Source organism: Amycolatopsis sp. cg5 (genome assembly GCF_041346955.1).
Taxonomy (GTDB): domain Bacteria; phylum Actinomycetota; class Actinomycetes; order Mycobacteriales; family Pseudonocardiaceae; genus Amycolatopsis.
The window spans coordinates 5,373,999-5,391,219 of the sequence record NZ_CP166849.1; the positions used below are offsets into that span (position 1 = coordinate 5,373,999).

Genomic DNA, 17,221 nt, shown 5'->3' on the forward strand with positions numbered 1-17,221 from the left:
GGCGGCAGGCGGGCACCACCGGGCTCGATCATCGGTCTTGCCAATCCACCACGGTCCCCTCCCATACGATAGGGCCTTTGTCAGCCAATTATGCCCGAACACGCAGACCTACCTGGAAGCCGTCGACATCGAGTGCTGCCATGTGATGTCATGAGAAACGTTTCCAACGTTGCAAGCCTTCTATGAATTGCCGTTCATCGAGCAGAAGTAGCACTGTTTCGCGATCGATCAATTATTCACCCTTACGGAGCATGCCAGGGAGTTTCAAACAAGCGCGAACGCGGCGTCGCACGACGCGACATCAGCAACGTTGTGGCGAATTTCAGAGCAGCCGAAGACGTTCTTTTGAGTGAGAACGCGCGAGCCCGGGCTTTGCTACAAGACACTCGGCATAAGCCTGAGGGAAAGCAGGAACCAAGTGAAGAAAGCCATAGTGGCAACAGCGTTGAGCGCGGCGATTCTCAGCGGCGGCGTGACGGCGTCTGCAACGACCATGAAAGCGGGTTTCGAACCCGCACAGGTTGTAGCACCGACAGCTCCGAACATGAGCAATTACGGAGTTCCCGATTCGATCAAGGTCCCCGCCGGCAGTGAACTGGTGGGCAACTTCAAAGCCGCCGGAGTGCAAATCTACGGCTGCGTGAACGCTACGTGGACGTTCATCCAGCCTGCTGCAAATCTCACGAACCTCGGCTGGTCGATGGCAGTGCATTTCGCTGGCCCCGCGAACCCGCGCTGGGAGTCCACCAAGGACGGCTCGCTGGTCGGTGCCGTAAAAGTCGCCAGCGTGGATCAACCAGGATCTATACCACAGTTGCTGCTGCGGGCGGTCGAGAATACCGGTGGCACTGGTACTCAGTTCGGCGCGGTCAGCTATGTGCAGCGCCTGAACACCGCAGGTGGCGCAGCCCCCGCCAGCTCCTGCGCAAACGGGTCACAGATCGGCGTTCAATACACTGCCGAATACAAGTTCTGGGCCAACCACTGAGCTATTGAACTACGCGATGGGCGCTGGACGACGATCGCCGCAAGTGCGCGCCCTGCCACAAAACCTGGTGAACACCCGCGCCTCTGCACAGATTCCACGCTGGTCCAGGCCTACGGAGACGAGCGGACGATGGGCACTACTCGGTACACCGAGAAAATCAGCGAAGACGAGCTGTGCGCTGTGCTCGGTATAGACGAGCGTGGACTGCGCAAGCTGCAGCGGCGCGACTTGCCCAAACCCACCGGCGAGGACGACGCAGGAGTGTGGCGGTCGATTCCCGAAGTCCGGGGTTGGCTCGCGGCGACCAGCTATCGCCGGCCGAAGGAACTGCTGCTGGAGTGGTGGGCTGACGCTGAGGTGCCTGCTCAGCTGCGGGGAGCGGAACTGGCGCGAAGCGACCATGTCGACGGACAGGTGCTGGCCGTGTTGCAGCGCTGGGAAACCAGTTCGGGCAGAGTGGTACTGGCCTGGCCGACCAGCGTGTGGTCGATCACCGGCGCGGACCTGGCTCGATGGGTGCCCGCTGCGGACGCCTACCTGCTCGTCGGGCATGGCTGGGGCAGTTCCGGCCCCGATGTGTGGGCGCATCCGGGAGCCCACCCGGACACCGGCCGGACCGACATCGAGTGGCGCGACGTGGCGCGCGTGTTCGGCAGGCCGGTGCCATTTTGGCCTTACCGATTGCGCCACCCGGAACTCATCGTCGGCTGGAAACCGGGTGATCCACCAGTGCGGCACGTAGGCGTGCTCGACTCGGACATCGAGCCGCTGATGCGGATGGCGCTGCTCTACCCGCCGGAACACACGACGCATCGCGCGATGATCCAGACGGCTCAGGCCATCAGCAACCGCGCCGACGCAGCCGACTGCTCGGACTTGAAAATCCTCTCAGATCGATTGGCCAGTGGCCACATCACCGACAAGCAGATTGTGCTGGCCGCAGAAGCCGCGCCGAACGCGGGCGTCGACTTGCCAGAACCGGACGAGACCCTCGCCCGGGCTGGCTGGCAAGACGTACTACGGCGCAGCGACCGGCTTGCGGAACACTGTGTACGGCTGATCCGAGCGTGGGACGGCGGACCGCTGTGGCCGTACGCGCACACCGTGTCGATTCCACGCGGCACCGAGGCGGGCGCGGAGTTCCTGGCCCGGCTAGAGCCCTCACCGCGCACTGCCGCCCACTACGCCATCGACGTCGAACGCACCGCGAGGCCGATGGTCGACCCGGACACCGATATCCCCGTCGCCCTGCCAGATGGTGACGGGCAGATCTTGGCGATTGCTCTCCAGCGTCTGCCCACCACCAGCCCGCTGGCCGAGTTGATCCTCGAGGAGACGATCTGGATCCGAACCCAGGATGGAGGGCTCTTCCCGGCTCCGCACAACCATCACAGTGGTCTGCTCTGGGGTTATGAGGGCGCAGGACCTTCCGCGCTCGCCGCACTGGCGAACGCGCTGCTCGTCGACATCACCGCGGAAGGTGCCAGCTCGAGCGACAACACTCCCCCGGGCCTGCACAACCTGTTCCAACGTCCGTGGCCATCGGGCACAGTTCTGACACGCACCCAACTGAAAGCGGCCCGAGGTCGCTAGTGCTCCGTGATCCTGCTGCCTTGCGTCGCTGTGGATCCACGTGGTTCCTGGCGGTGCCGGGGAAAATCCCTCGTATGGCAGACGCCACGCTCGCCACCGGCGAGTCCACGTTCGGCGCCTCGCTGGTTGCCCCGTAGCCGGTCTACGACCGACTTCGTCATTGCAGGTGCCTCTACCGCGACGGAACACACGGCTCCGATGCCCCGGCGGTGCATGGACTCATTTGACAGCTCCCGCGGTGAGACCAGAACGCCAGAATCGTTGCAGCAGAATGAAAGCGAGCACCAGCGGCAGCACAGCGAGCAACGCGCCCATGATCACGACCGGGTAGTACTCCGGTGACACGGTCGCCGAGCTGTTCCAGGTGTACAGGCCCAGGCTGACCGGGTACAGCTTCTGGTCGGACAGCATCACCATGGGCAGGAAGAAGTTGTTCCAGATGGCCGTCAGCTGGAACAGGAAGACCGTCACGAAGCCGGGCCCGAGCATCCGCAGCGCGACCTTCCAGTACATCGCCAGCTCGCTCGCGCCGTCCATCCGCGCGGCCTCCAGCACCTCGTCCGGCACGTAGCCCTGGCTGAAGATCCGCCCGAGATAGACGCCGAACGGGTTGAACAACACCGGGATGAACACCGACCAGAACGTGTTGACCACGCCGGCGGCCGACGCCATCAGGTACAGCGGCAGCGCGAGCACCGTCTGCGGGACCATGACCGCGGCCAGCACCAGCCCGAACGCCTTTTCCTTGTGCCGGAAGCTGTATTTGTCGAACGCGTAGCCAGCCGCGATGCTCACCAGCGCGCTCAGCGCGGCGCCGAGTACGGCGTACAGCAGGCTGTTGACGTACCAGCGGCCGTAGATGCCCTTGTCCATCGCGAACAGGTCCTGCAGGTTCTTGATCGGCGAGAACCCGTGCAGGGTCAGCAGTTCGCTGCCGAACAACGCGTCGCGGTCCTTCGACGCGGCGAGCACCAGCCACAGCACCGGCAGCAGCGTGTACAGCACCGAGACGCCGACCACGACGTTGACGGCGGCGCGGCCCAGGATCTTCGGTCTCGTCGCGAGCGTGCTCACGCGGCCTCCCTCGAACGGTTGGTCCAGCGAGTGACCACATAGGACAGAGCGATCGTGCAGGCCAGCAGCACCACCGAAGCGGCCGCGGCCAGCCCGTAGTTGTTGCGGGTGAAGGCCGCGTCGAAGATGTACATGCTCGGCGAGAAGCGCGAGTTGATGATCGGAGTGGCCTGGCTGAGCAGCATCGGCTCGGTGAACAACTGCAGCGCGAAGATCAGCGTGAACAACGCGACCATCACCAGCGACGCCCTGACCAGCGGCGTCTTGATCCGCAGCGCCAGTCGCACCGGGCCGGCGCCGTCGACCACCGCGGCCTCGATCACCTCGCGCGGGACGGCTTGCAGCGCGGCGTAGAAGATCACCATGTTGTAGCCGAGGTTGCTCCACAGCGCGATGTTCACGATGGCGGGCACGACACCGTGCACGCCAAGGAAATTGACCGTGATGTCGGCCTTGCCCAGCAGGTCGATCACGGGGCTGATGCCTGGCGTGTAGAGATACAGCCAGATGATCGCGGCGATGATCCCCGGCACCGCGTGCGGCAGGAACAGGCCCAGCTGCGCCCACGCGCGCAGCCGCGCGACGCCGGAGTCGAGCAGCAGCGCCAGCAGCAACGCGCCGCCCACCAGCGCGGGAATGTAGATCAGGCAATACAGCGCGACGGTGCCGAGTCCATTGAGGAACGTCGGGTCGGTCAGCACGGCGAGGTAGCTGCGCAGGCCGACGAAGATCGTGCGCTCCTCGCCGAAGCCGAGGCCCGGCTGATCGTCGCCGAAGAAACTCAGCCAGACGGCCGTCCCGACGGGGATCAGGAAAACGACCAACAGCAGCACGAAGAACGGCGCCATGAGCACGGCGCAGGCGGAGCGTTCACGGCGCCGGGTGGCGGATGTGGCCATCGGGGATCACCTCCTTTCAGGAGCTGTGCTCGGTGGTGGCGAGGCCGAGTGCCACGAGATCGGGCATCGTGCCGCGCTGGGCTTCGCGGACCGCGTCGAGCAGCGTGCCCTCACCCGCGCCCGCCAGCGCGAAACCATCCGCCATCACCCGCTGGGTCGCCGTCATCCTCGGCCCCCACGTCCAGTCATCACCGATCTTGGCCGCCTCGGCGTCGAAGAGGCTGTAGATGTCCTGACCGCCATAGTAGGCACGGTCGAACGCGGCGCGGCCGACGTCGACCAGCGCCGGCACCGCCGGATACTGGCTGCTCGTACCGCTGGACAGCCTGGCGCGCAACGAGTCCGGGTTCGAGACCTGCCATTCGATGAACTCCATCGCGGCCTCGGGATGCGCGCAGTCCTTGGTGATCGCGAAGGTGGACCCGCCGTGGGTGCCGACGACCGGATGCGCCGGGTCCCACTGCGGCAGCGGCGCGATGGCCCACTTGCCTTTCTGCGCGGGGCGCGCCTTCATCTGCGCACCCGCGTCCCACGCCCCGGTGAGCCTGGCGAAGACGAGTCCCTGGCCGATCTGCGCGTCGCTCTGCCTGCCCAAAAACGCGTTCGCGAAGAGCAGGTCGTCGTCGAGCAGCCCTTGCCAGAACTCGGCGACACGCCGGGTCGGCGCGTCGGCCAGCGAGACATTCCACGCGCCTTGGCTGGTGTCGAACCAGCGCGCGCCCGCCTGCCACGAATGCGCGGCGAACTGCAAGGGGTCGTCGGTGGGGAACAACGCGAGCCTGCGGCCAGGCACCTTGTCACGCACGACGCGTGCCGCCGCGGCGAACTCGTCCCAGGTGCGCGGGACCCGCAAACCGTGCTGCTCGAACAAATCCGTGCGGTAGTGCAGCACCATCGGCTCGACGTCGAGCGGCACAGTGAACACCCGGCCGCCGAAGGTCGTGAGCCCCAGCGCCTGCGGCAGCAGCTTCGCGCGGAGCCGATCACTGAGCAGTCCGGTGAGATCGCGCGTCACGCCGTCGATGGCGAACCCCGGCACCTGCGGATACTCGAGGGTCGCGACATCCGGCGCGTTCCCGGCGCGGGCGGCGTTGCTCAGCTTCGCGTAACCAACCTGCTGGCCGCCGGGAATCTGCTGGAAGACGACCTGAATTCGCTTCTGGCTGCGGTTGAACGCGTCGACCACCTGCTGGCTGCCGCGCAACGCCGACCAGAACGTGATCCGAACCGGGCCGCTCGACGTGCTACCGCCGCCCGAACAGCCAGCCAGCGGAAGCGCGAGTGCTGCGGCGAGCACGGAGCGGCGACTCAGTCGACCGGGCATCGAAGCCTCCTGTGTTCTGGTTTGGATGGCGGACAACGCATTCTGATCACCTGACCGCTCTACGGTCACCAGGTCGACGGGCGAACGGACGTCGCGATGGCGTTCCGCATCCGACTCGCCCATACCACAGCCTTACGATCACTCAACCGGTCCGCGAAGAGCATATCGACCAGAGTTCACTGGTCAACCGAGTGCTGTTTTCGGGTGAAGTTCGTTGTTCCTGGCGGAGATCCGCTCGGCGAGGACCGCGGACTTCGTGACATCGGATGACCAGGACATCGCCACGAGGTTTCGATCCGGCTCGCGGCCGGCGACCGAAGGTTCAACGCACGGCGACTCTGGACCCGTGAGAAAGAAACCACCTGGATACGCTATGGCCTTCGCGAGTTGACAAGACACACCTACACGGGTGGCACGACTTCGCTCGGCAACAGCACTGAACCCGCAACGGCCGACCAGCAATGCGCCTCTCACTTCAAAGACGGCATACCTACACCATTCAGACGATGTCGGCGCGGGCTCCGCTCCCGACTTGTCCGTACCGGCAGCGGGAAACGTGCCGATTCGACCGGAAAGTCGCAGCTGGAACGCACTTCGCCCAGAAGGTGAAAGACTTTTGCAATACAATCGCAGTCCGTCGAAATCGCAACGCTATTCACCCACCCAGCCTCGGCACATCAAATACTTGCTCCGCCCGTAGCCCGAAAGTGTATTAACAGCGTCCGTTTGAGTGAATCGCCTCCTGCTCGCGACCTCGAACCCCGAGACCATTGAGTTGAAATGAAGTCTCGCTCCGGACAGTGGTGAGATGACCTATGACACGGACCCGAAAGGTAGCAACCACACTCCGGCCGAGCACGCGGTACACCTGCACGACATCGTCGTCGTCGGCAGATCCTCGAGCGGCCAGTACCAGCCGCTCGACGTGCAACTCTGCTACGACACGCGAAATCCATTCGAAATCAAGGCTTCCTTCTCCGCCATCGCCTCTGGCAAGCAGGAGTGGCTGTTCTCTCGCGAGCTGCTGTTGCATGGCTTGCTCGTCTCCGCCGGCGAGGGCGACGTCCAGATCAGGCCCTGCGCCGAGGGACTTACCGCGTGGATCGACCTGAAGTCATCGGATGACTCGGGCTCATACCTGGCCAACGCGAAAGACCTGTCCGGGTTCCTGGACTGCGCCTACAACATCATCGCTCCGGGCGAGGAGACGTCCTGGATCGACTACGACCTCGCGCTGCATCGACTTCTGTCAGGCGCCTGACACGTGCGGGCCGAAGCTCACTCGTGGGGGCTGACGAACGACACTCCCCACGATCGCCACATTACTCACCAAACGTCCCAGAGTCGTCTTGAATCAAAGCACTGATTCATCCCACGACCGCGACCAGTTTGGCCGCGTCCACCTGGCGATCGACGGCTTTCGAGCCCACCCACGTGAATGAAACCACCAGTTCGCTCGTAGCTGGCAGACTCAACGACGATCCTGCCAGCTACGAAGCCCACGGAGACGACCTGCCAACCGGATGAATCACAGTGGCGACTGAGTTCAGTCGATTCAACCGCAGGCCTCTTCGCCCTGGATTCATCTCGTAGTGCTCATAAGTTTCATAAATACGCAGATCCAGCAAACGCTGGTATCATAGCGACCGGCTTCGGGCCCTTAAAAGTGTTCAATGTTCGCCGCAGGAAACCCTCCCCAACCTTCCGGCGGAGGGATCAAGACGCCCTCGACCGTAGGCAACTTGGTGGGGTGCAGCACTGGTGAGCCCAAGGTAAGCCCAAGCCGCCATGAGTTGATCTTGCGCTGAGTCGTCGCCGCTCAGAGGCGCTGTCCAGCAGGTGATCGTCTTGCTGGCACAGTCCGCTCGACCCAAACGGGTGATCTTGTGGGTTCCACCGGCGAGCGATGGCAGTGTCGAACAGGGCGTGCACGTGGGGACGTTGCGCCAGGTGGCAGTGGCGTCGGCCGATTTCTCGTGACCGGAACGGGTGAGGGCCTCGGCGATCCCGCGCGTTGTGGCGGACTTGGCGGACATTGGCGAAGATCAGCAGTCGAGGGGAGAAAGACCCTCACGGGAAGGTCAGGTCTCTGGATGCGCTCACCGGGCCGTGTCAGCGCCGTCCTCGTCGCGCTCGTGGCGGTGCTGCTCGCCAGCCCACCGGCCCTCGCCACGAACGACAATCTTGGCCGTCGGGTGAAAACCTTGAAGAGCCGCACGGTACCGGGTTTCCAGGTCCAGCAACCGTGCCGAGGTAGCCGCCCGGACAGTAGTGGGGGTCATCGAAGCCGGTGAGGCCGAGCGCGGCTCCGGTCGGCGCCCACGCCTTGCCGGCGTGCACGATGAATTCGGTGCCCAGCACCCGTTGAAGCTGGTTCGTCAGGTATACCGGCCGGAGGCGCGACAGAAGTCCAGGTTCCCCTGGCACCAAGCGGCTAGTGCGTCTCCGAACCATGCCAGTTCCCGTGGGAGCGCGCCGCGCAGCGCGACAAATGACCGCGTCCGCTCCGCGATCCAGGCAGCGCACTCGTCGGCCGCTTCCTGCACCGTCATCTGCCGGTGCGCGACCAGGACCGCCAAAAGATTGTTCGGATCGTTCCGTGCCAGTTCCTTGCGTGCGGAGTGGAGGTCGTTGGTCCAGCACACAATGTCGGCCGCCGCCTCGACGAGGTCCTGATGCTGCGCCGTCTCCCGGAATCCTGGCGGTAGCTCACGTTCATGCGCATACTCGATCAAGTCGAAGTGCCACCACAGTGTTCCGGAGATACGACGCCAGGTGATGTAGTCGGCCACCGGCAGGGGGCCAGTGGCGTGGCGGGCCGCGGCTTCGCGGTTGGAGTCTGCCCAAGCCGCGAGGTCGGCCCGCAGGCGCGCAGACCAACCGGGCGACATGCCGCGGTCGAGGGTAGGCAGGAGTTCGGCCAACTCCCCCGTGGCAAGGCCAGTCAGCATGAGGTCGAGCAACGAGTCAGTGATGACCGAGGCATGGTCAGCCTGGTCATCGTCGAGGAACATAACCAGGTCGAGCGCGTTGATCGCGGCAAGGCGGTCGGGGTGCGCGAAAGGGTACATATAGGCGGCGAAATGCAGCCATGCATCGCCCGTCATTGTGGCTCGGATATGCCGATCGGACAGCAGGTGTGCGCGGTCAGCCCATGCGCGAGTACGGTCCGCAACCTGGTTTGCGCTGGGATTCTGCTGGCGGAGAAAGGGCAACTCAACCGAAGGAAGTCGCAGGACTGCGAGTTCGCTGTGCTCCATTGTTCGATTATGCGTACAGCACGCACACGCCACAAGCGCACACCATCCCTCATGGAGAACTATGACCGATCGGCGTAACGCCCGATTAGGGAATCAATATCAAGACTTGGACGAGAATCAAAGATCCATTTGCGATAACCGACTAGACCGAATATACGACGATCGAAACCCGGATTCCCATACACGACCGCGCCGCCATTGAACGACCACAGTGTCGATCGACGACCACTACAGCCCACAGGACACACTTACAAGACCGCGTTTTCGCAGGTCATCAAGAATCAGCCCCGCCTCAAGGTGCCGAATGACCTGAACGTCCAGATCACCTCGACCAGCCACTGGCGAACATTTTCCGGTGGGTCGGCTCGTTGTCGAGACAAACGAGCCGACCCACCGAAATCCCTCCTACTCAGACTCAGTGAATAACGCCGGAGCGTAGAGCCAGTAACACCATCCGCGCCCGATCACCCGCGTGCAACTTCCTCCCGATCCGGGCTAAGTGAGTCTTCACCGTGAACGGGGACAGGCCCAGTGTGGTACCGATCTCCTTGTTCGTCTTGCCATCGGCCACCTGCTGAAGAATGCCCTGCTCCCGGCAGGAAAGCAGTTTTATCTGCCCCCGGGAATCAGTGACCATCCGGTCTTCGACCTTGGGATCGCGGTCCTTGCGGGCAAAGGTGCCGGGCGACGCCACCGCCACATAGCCCCTGGCGCCCGCAGCCAGCGTGTCCACCACCGCGAAGGGATCCGGACCGATTCCAACGACGACGACGCGGGGCCAGCCGAGCTCACGCAACCTGATCACCGCGTCCACAGCCCCGCCGTCGGCGTGTTCGGAACGCACCAAGGCGACGGTGCCGTGATCATTCGGCCCGTCGATGCCGGTCGCGTCGCCGACCGGCATGACGACAGGCTGGACCAGCGCGCCCATATCGGCCAACCACCGATGCACTTCCTTTCTTCGCAGCGCATGATGATCGACCAGGAGCACCCGGAAACGTCCGGTCTGAGCTCGCATTTCGACAATGACACGGTCGTTCAACACGTCCCACACGTCGGCTGCACGTTCATGTTGTGAAAACGACACCTCCCGAATTCCACTGCGAGGATTTATGCCATCGTGGATACCGGCAGGTCAAGCAATGCGGTGCGAACGTCCAACAACACTGCCCTCGCGCACTTGTGCTATGGCAGCCCTCAGAGAAGTTCTCGGAGTCCGGCCAGCAGGTCGGGTCCCGGAACCTGTCGATGCGCACCGACCGCTCGCACGGTATCGACAAGCCTTTCGCGTGACGCCGCCACACGAGGGAGCACCGAGATCACCCGGCACCGGGTCAGCACCTCGAGGTCCGCCTTCTCGATTTGGTTGGCCACCAGCACGACCGGCGCGGCGAACCGCCGCGCGGAGGCCCGCAGCACATTGAGGAAATCGGCGTCCACCTGCTCGGTCGCGTGTACGCACACATCCACTTGAGGTGAGCCGATACCCGTGTCCGCGACGACCACGAGATCGCGGACGCCCTGCAGGCACGCGCCCAAGCCGGCCAGAGTGAGCGGCTCGACGGCCCGGGGAAGTGCGCGAACCGATCGGCCGCACTCCTTTCGCGGTGAGACGGGCTCGGAATCGTCCTCCGACCCGAGCCGTCGGCCGAGCTCTGACCAGCGATCCAGCAGCAGATCGATCCACACCCGTTGAAGCCACAAGTCGTCCGAACCCGGAGTCGACCGGTTCTGGAGGACGTACCGGCGAACGTTGGTGATCTCCGATTCCAGGCGCCGCATCGCCGCGTTCATGTCACGTCGCCTTCGTCCGGTCGAACCACGACGGCACGCCGCTAGTCATCCAGCCAGCCGTGCTTGCCCGCCAGCGCGGCCACACTGCGCCGCACGGCCACGATCTGTTCTCCGGTCAAGGACGGCACGCCCGACAAGAGGGCTTCGGTGATCTCCTCCCGGAACTCGTCAGCGGACAGCACATCACACGCCACGTCGTCATACTCGGCGCCGACGACCGGCTCGACGGCGGGCCGCACCTCCGGCTCGGACGTCGCCTCGGCCAAGTGCACCCGGGAGGCCTTCAGACCGCGAACGCTCTCTTCGGTGGCGAATCGGACACGTACCCCCGGAGCGATCAGCCGCTTATCGAATTCGAGATCGTTGACATGAATGAAGACGTCTTCGGTCCCCTCGTCGGGTGCGACGAAACCATAGCCCCGAACATCATCGAATCGGAGTATTTTACCGGTCACTACTGCTGACATGACGCCTCCTCCAGTCGTCGAACCACTGCCGCGAAAGAACCCGCTAGCAGATCGTAACGACGGGACTAAACTCGTAACGAGATCCCAGTACGAACGGGCACCAGATGCTGGCCGAAGTTGCCTGGGTTCAGAGGTGACCCATCAGTCCTTTTCAGACTTCTCAGGCTGCGGCTGCGGCTGCGGCTGCGGCTGCGGAGCTTCCGTCTCCTCGGCGGGAGCAGGCTCTTCCCCTGCCGGCTCCCAGGGAACCATACGCAAGGCCGGATCGTCCTCACCTTCGGTCTGATACAGCGCCGCGACCTCCTCTTCGTCCATCGCAAGCGTCTCGCGCATGAAGTCGCCGGTCAACCGGACCGAGGCCGGCCCCGTCGGATTGAACAGCACATCCACCTCCTCGGCGAGCAGATCGACCAGTTCACCGAGATCGATGCGCCGCCAGTCCGGCGAGCCGATCTTACGGCGGTGCGGCTCACCGGTGGCCACGACGACGCACGAAATGTCATCCGGAGACTTTGTGATCAGGGGACGGCCATCGCCGTTCATCGCGATGTCGAACAGCGAATCCCGCACCATCAACTGGATGTGCTGGGCCTCGGCGCGCCCCTGAAGTACCAGGCGCAGCACCGCGTCCAGCGGGTCCGACGGAGAGTTCTCGTCGGCAGGCTCGTACTCGGGGTTGGGTCGGAACTTGCCGATCTTCCCCTCCTCCTCCACCGGCCAAAGGCCGACGACGGCCTCGATCGGCGGCGGGTCGTTCTCTGTGGCCGGGCTCCACGCCGGGTCCATCAGCAGGAACCAGTTCTCCATCGGACCCTGTTCCTGCGTGTCGTCGTTCGTTTCAGTCATGGCAGCCATCTTGGCTCCTTTCTCGTTCTTTCGCCTCACCGGTGTTCCGGCGGCGTCCGTTTCATCGAGGTGAAGGCTTGTTTCTCCAGCTCACCTGCCAGGTCCAGCATCTCTTGGGCCCTCGTCCTCAGGCCGCACGATCATGCTCCGCGGCTCCTCAGCGACGGGCGACGTCTCGCTGGCGGTCGCGTTCTGACCCGGCTCGACGGAGTGTTCCACTCGGCCCGTGTCACTGGGCCTGCTCACACCGATGCCGTCCGTCCCGGTAGGCGTGCCCGGCCGGGGCGTAGTCCCATTACCGATCTCGGTGAACGAGCCGCCCACGTCCAGCGTTCGCCTGCCGCGCCCGTTCGTCCAGAGGTCCGTGTCCGCGCCGTACATCTTCACTGGCCGGAAGTCCCGCTCCCACGCCTGCTTGATCAGCAACGCGACCGACACCCGGCGCCCCGCGTCGGTGGCGTTGCTCGCACAGTGTCCCAAAAGGAGGGGCCGGTTCGGCGCGACCCCGGCCCGGACGAAAACCTCGCAGGCAAAGATCGCCCGCGCGGCGTGCTCGCCGACGAGGGATAGCACATCGCCGCGCTCGTGGGGTCGTCCGGTGGCCATGGCGAAGGCCAGTCCGGCCGGATCAGCGCTATGGCCGTCCACAAGCCAGGGACTCTCGTCCTTCCAAGGTGAGCTGACTTCTTCGCGGGTTGCCAGTGTCTTCGCGTTCCGCACTTCTCGGAAGTAGGTCCGTTGTCTCTTGTCGACGTAGTGGATCCCGTCCAGGGCGAACTCGACAGCGTCGAAGGCCTCAGACGGATAGAATTGACCGTGTAGGACGCCCTTTGCGGTCACCTGCGGATAACTCAAGTAGGCGGTGGGCAGGGGCTGGAGCGCGTCCAGCTTTTCGAAGCCTTCGACGACGAGCGCTCCCGAATCCGCGAACGAAACCACGCCGAGCGGTCGGAACATCGTGCGCGAGTACCCACCGGTCAGCATCGCCGCGGCGAATTCCCCGAGCGGAGGTGTCTCACCGCCCACTCCGATCACCAGGATGGGACCGTCGGGTTCGTTCCCCAACTGGTCCCGCAGCACCCGGTCGTCACGCAAGACCTGACCGAGCGCTTCTGTCGATAGCATGTCTCCGGCATCGTCACTGCGGAGCACCGAGTAGGCACCATCGGGAGCGAGAGTGGCGACGACGAGCAGCGGCGTCTCGGTCCATGGCACTTCCCGTAAGGAGCCGCGCGAGTCGGTGAAGGACAAGAGCGAGTCGCGCCCCGCTCCCTCGAGCCACCTCCGTACCTGGCGCAGCAGCGGGCGGTCGTCCGGCGATCGCAAGACGTTGATCGTGACCGTGCCGTCATCACTGGACAGAGTGGTCATCCGGATATCACCCGCCCGCCAGACCGAAACGACGTCGAATACCGAATCCGTTCCCCTGACAACACCGTCAGGTCCGAACCCCGCCACCCCGGTCGGCGCGTAGACGTCGACGAAATGCCCGGCTGCACGCAGAGCACCGGCGAAGTCGAAACCCAGCCCCCCGAAGTTGACCCGCTCCGCGCCGAACGACGAAACCAGCACCACTGGACGATCACGGCCGTCCCCCAGGGCGCGGACGAATTCAGGGTCCGACAGCAGCTGCTTACCGAGGCCGTGGCCTTCCACCTCCGCCACGATCCGGTTCCGCAGCTCCACCTTCACATGCTTCACCGCCCCGTCGGCGTAGACGAAGATCGGCTCGCGGTCACCCCATTCTCCGCGGGTATCCGCCGTCCCCGCAGCGATCGCGTCAGCGAACTGCCGAAGGCCGTCGGCGACGCCGCCTCGGGCCCTGCCCGACGGGAAACCGAACACCGGACCGTACCGGACGTACTGCACGTCGCTCAGCTTCAACGGCGACTCGGAGAACACGCCGTCCGACGGGAGGCTCAGGAAACCCGCGTGAGGATCGACTGTCACGGCTCCGGCGAAAGAGAACGTCTGCCACGGTCCCGTTCGCCTCTTCAAGACCGACAGCAGGCCACGGTCCAGGCCGGCGACCTCGGGTATCCCGCTCCAGTCACTGGTGACCACAATCAGCGGCCGCCGGACGACGGCATCACTCGCCCGGGCGAAAATATCGGTCTCCATGATCAGCCCGGCCATTTCCTCATCGGAGACCTCCAGAACCTGGCCGTGTTTGAACCGCACCGTCAACACCCCGTCAGTACCGGTCAATATCAGGTGCAGGGGATGAGCGCGCCCCTCCTCGGTCGCACCCGCCCAGGCCGCGATCCTTTCGGCTTTCCCGTCATATCGGTTCTCAGACTCGTCACTCGAGGAGTCCGTACCCGATTTGCTCTCCTCAGGACGTATGCCGAGCACACGCTGAGTGTGATCGGTGGCGGCAAAGGCCCCTCTCACGAACTGCTGTCCCGCCGCGGCGCTGGGCGGGAACATCAGCCCGTATTCACGTCCGTGCGCGTCGCGTAGGCGCTTCCACTCCACGTCTGCCAGGCGCGGGCTCGAGATGCGGTGGAACCCGCCGAACTGCGGCTGCTGTGCCACCGGCAGGTCGGCGACGTGCATCTCCTGATATGGACCGCGACCCCGCAGTGCGTCACTGAACTCGTGTAATGCGCCGGTTGGCTCGACCATCGGGCCCACCGTGCTGAGGACCACGCTCACCGGCATATCCGGTTCGGCCGCCACAGCGGCCCGGTACTCCCCCGTCCTCGCGACCTGCCTGGCCAGCTCGGTCCCGGTAACGGCCCGGCCGTCGACGACGAACACGCCGCCACGCGCGGTGACGAAGACGTAGAACGGGTTGCGAGAGCCGTCGATCGGTTGTTCCGGCAACTGCTCGTAGACCTCGTGCCATTCCGCCAGCTCGACCGGATCCACGGAGAACGCGACCGCGCCGAGCCCCTGGGGTGCGGCCGCGAAGACGGTTGTCGGCCGCGTGAAACGAGCTCTCTTCGCCAACGGACGACCGGTACCCTCCGAACCGTCCGAGGCCGAGTCGTGTCCACCAAGTACCTCGCTCGGGTGCGAGCCCGCCTCAGTCACCGCCTCCTCACGCCGTGGCCGCTTCGCCGAACGACCGCCGGATGCCCCCGTATCAAAGGCGACACTGCTCGCCATGTTCTCCGTCGGTGGGTGCTCGACGACAATGCCCAGGTCAGCGCCGGTCTCGCGGGACATCTCCGGAGTCCCGTCATCATCGACGGCGGACGGCGACGCGTGCTCCGTCCCCGACGGCACCATCACGCCGGCATCAAGCCTCGACCCGGCCACGTCACCGTTCGCCATCCCCGGTGGCTGTCCGAGCGTTATCCCCGCTGTCGATCCGTCGGCGGAGGGCAGTGCCGGTATCGCGGTCGAGCCGGGCGCCAGCTGAGCGAACGCCGCGTTCACCTGGTCGACGACACGGGGACTCGGGTCGACACGGGGACCCGGGTCGTCAACAGCCGCTCGGGCCAGGGTTGTCTGGCCGAGGTCCTGCTGGGGCAGGGTGACTTCGATCTCGGCGATCCCCGCCACGACACCGGCATAACCGACGGCTATCGAATCCGGCTCGAAAGACAAACCCAGCCGCCGCAACTGCGCCGCCGCCGCGACCAACCCCTCATACAGCACCGCCGCCACCGCGGCCGCCCGCTGCCTGCCCACAGAAGTTTCAACACGACCACGACCCCTGATCGTCACCCTCGGAAACCCAGCACCATGACGCCCAGCCCACGCCGCAGCAGCACCCAACAACCCCGCCAACCTACGCACATCCTCGACCTGCTGGCCCCCCAAAGTGCGACTCGACCCCACAAAACGAACCCGCTCGGAAGGGATCGCAGTCGGCGCCAGATCAGCCAGCTTCACCTCAGGCAGCGGACCACCCTCCGGCAAGACCTCCACGAATCGCCCATCGTCCCTGACCGACCGAACAGCGTTCTGGGAATTGACTCTGACGGATCTGGTGCCGCCGAAGACCCTGGCGGGGCCGATGATCTGCCGCCATTCCTGCTGGAAAATCTCCGCCGGAGTCGCGGTCCCACCACTAGGCCTGACCATCGACGAACAGTAGTCAAGCAGAATCGCGGTATCCGGGGCGGGACTGGCGAGCCGATAGACATCACTACCCGCCACAATCCGCGCGGCACCACTAGTCAAGTACGCCGAATCGCCGATGTGCAAAGGCTGATCGGTCTTCAAACCGAACACGAGCCCATGTTCACTACCATGCCCAGCGGCACTCCACAGGCGCCGAATGCCCGCCCACGGTGAGACGAAGGGAACATGACGGGCCACCGATGAGCCATTACCCAGTGTCCGGTAATAGTACTGTTGCTGCAAGAACGAATCCTGCCCCCCGCCCAGGAACATCGCGTGGGCGTCGAATTCGTCCAGTGGGAAGAACTGTCCGTGTGTCCCCAGGATTTCGTTGGCCTTCGCGTAGGTGACGACGTGCTCGGGCTCCGGCAACGGCGCCCGGACCGTGGCGAAGCGGCCGCCAATCCCGATGGCGCCGTCTTCCGACAGCACCACCCGGCCGCTTTGATGGTGGACGAAACGAGAGATCCCGCCGGCCAGCAACGATCGGGAAAACTCGGCTGGCCCCTCCGCGCCACCGTTGAGCGCGACAAGAGCCAGCGGGCGGCCCCAGACATTACCCCGGCCCAGCATTGATCGCAGATCGGGTTCATTCCGCAAAACCCGGCCCAGAACCGCCGGCGTCAACTGCTGGACCGCCCCATCACGCCGAATCCCCTGATAGCCGTCCACCCCCACCCCGCCCAGCACGAACGCCGGAACCATACCCGCAGGCCACGGCGAATTCTCGACAACCGCAGTAGAGCCCACGAGAGACGAGTAGGTCCGCAGCCGGTCAGCGGTCGCGTTCTCCGCCCATTTCACCGCGGCCTGATAGTCCGGGGTGTCGTCTGGGTACCGCACAAACAACGCGACCAGATTGCCGTCCTTGTTCCGCAACGACTCGATCCGTAAATCGC

12 protein-coding genes are annotated in these 17,221 nt (G+C 64.7%); 3 read left to right on the forward strand and 9 right to left on the reverse strand.

The window, feature by feature from the left end; all coding sequences use genetic code 11:
- The first annotated feature begins 418 nt into the window (after positions 1–418).
- Both AB5J62_RS24110 and AB5J62_RS24115 read left to right on the forward strand, forming a co-directional pair.
- Positions 419–988 (forward strand): DUF3455 domain-containing protein, encoded by a 570-nt coding sequence (locus AB5J62_RS24110; protein ID WP_370942197.1) that lies wholly within the window; start codon positions 419–421, stop codon positions 986–988.
- A gap of 129 nt (positions 989–1,117) precedes the next feature.
- Entirely contained in the window at positions 1,118–2,581 is a 1,464-nt protein-coding gene (locus tag AB5J62_RS24115) for a hypothetical protein (RefSeq protein ID WP_370942198.1), read from the forward strand.
- A 219-nt stretch (positions 2,582–2,800) separates the two neighbouring features.
- Here AB5J62_RS24115 and AB5J62_RS24120 read toward each other — a convergent pair whose 3' ends face one another.
- The 3 genes from AB5J62_RS24120 to AB5J62_RS24130 are packed head-to-tail and all read right to left on the reverse strand — an operon-like array spanning position 2,801 to position 5,878.
- On the reverse strand, positions 2,801–3,655 hold the full coding sequence (locus AB5J62_RS24120; protein WP_370942199.1) for a carbohydrate ABC transporter permease: 855 nt from the start codon (positions 3,653–3,655) through the stop codon (positions 2,801–2,803).
- The gene (locus tag AB5J62_RS24125; RefSeq protein WP_370942200.1) at positions 3,652–4,554 is read right to left on the reverse strand and encodes a carbohydrate ABC transporter permease; all 903 of its coding nucleotides are present in this window, start codon (positions 4,552–4,554) and stop codon (positions 3,652–3,654) included. The genes AB5J62_RS24120 and AB5J62_RS24125 overlap by 4 nt, the downstream gene beginning before the upstream one ends.
- Before the next feature lie 16 nt (positions 4,555–4,570).
- Positions 4,571–5,878 (reverse strand): ABC transporter substrate-binding protein, encoded by a 1,308-nt coding sequence (locus tag AB5J62_RS24130; RefSeq protein WP_370942201.1) that lies wholly within the window; start codon positions 5,876–5,878, stop codon positions 4,571–4,573.
- Positions 5,879–6,686: 808 nt separating this feature from the next.
- Between AB5J62_RS24130 and AB5J62_RS24135 the strand changes: the two genes are divergently transcribed.
- The gene (locus AB5J62_RS24135; protein ID WP_370942202.1) at positions 6,687–7,139 is read left to right on the forward strand and encodes an SsgA family sporulation/cell division regulator; all 453 of its coding nucleotides are present in this window, start codon (positions 6,687–6,689) and stop codon (positions 7,137–7,139) included.
- Between the two features lie 1,117 nt (positions 7,140–8,256).
- Here AB5J62_RS24135 and AB5J62_RS24140 read toward each other — a convergent pair.
- The 6 genes from AB5J62_RS24140 to AB5J62_RS24165 form a co-directional block, all read right to left on the reverse strand.
- On the reverse strand, positions 8,257–9,138 hold the full coding sequence (locus tag AB5J62_RS24140; RefSeq protein ID WP_370942203.1) for a terpene synthase family protein: 882 nt from the start codon (positions 9,136–9,138) through the stop codon (positions 8,257–8,259).
- 415 nt (positions 9,139–9,553) lie between these two features.
- The gene (locus tag AB5J62_RS24145) at positions 9,554–10,192 is read right to left on the reverse strand and encodes a LuxR C-terminal-related transcriptional regulator (RefSeq protein WP_370942204.1); all 639 of its coding nucleotides are present in this window, start codon (positions 10,190–10,192) and stop codon (positions 9,554–9,556) included.
- Positions 10,193–10,335: 143 nt separating this feature from the next.
- The gene (locus AB5J62_RS24150) at positions 10,336–10,932 is read right to left on the reverse strand and encodes a hypothetical protein (RefSeq protein ID WP_370942205.1); all 597 of its coding nucleotides are present in this window, start codon (positions 10,930–10,932) and stop codon (positions 10,336–10,338) included.
- Between the two features lie 41 nt (positions 10,933–10,973).
- Positions 10,974–11,399 carry a cold-shock protein gene (locus AB5J62_RS24155; RefSeq protein ID WP_370942206.1) on the reverse strand — a complete coding sequence of 142 codons (426 nt, stop codon included), beginning with the start codon at positions 11,397–11,399 and terminating at the stop codon, positions 10,974–10,976.
- 141 nt (positions 11,400–11,540) lie between these two features.
- Entirely contained in the window at positions 11,541–12,254 is a 714-nt protein-coding gene (locus AB5J62_RS24160) for a type VII secretion system-associated protein (RefSeq protein WP_370942207.1), read from the reverse strand.
- Positions 12,255–12,335: 81 nt separating this feature from the next.
- A complete protein-coding gene (locus tag AB5J62_RS24165; RefSeq protein WP_370942208.1) occupies positions 12,336–17,201 on the reverse strand; it encodes a hypothetical protein in 4,866 nt (1,621 codons plus the stop codon).
- Between the last annotated feature and the right edge of the window lie 20 nt (positions 17,202–17,221).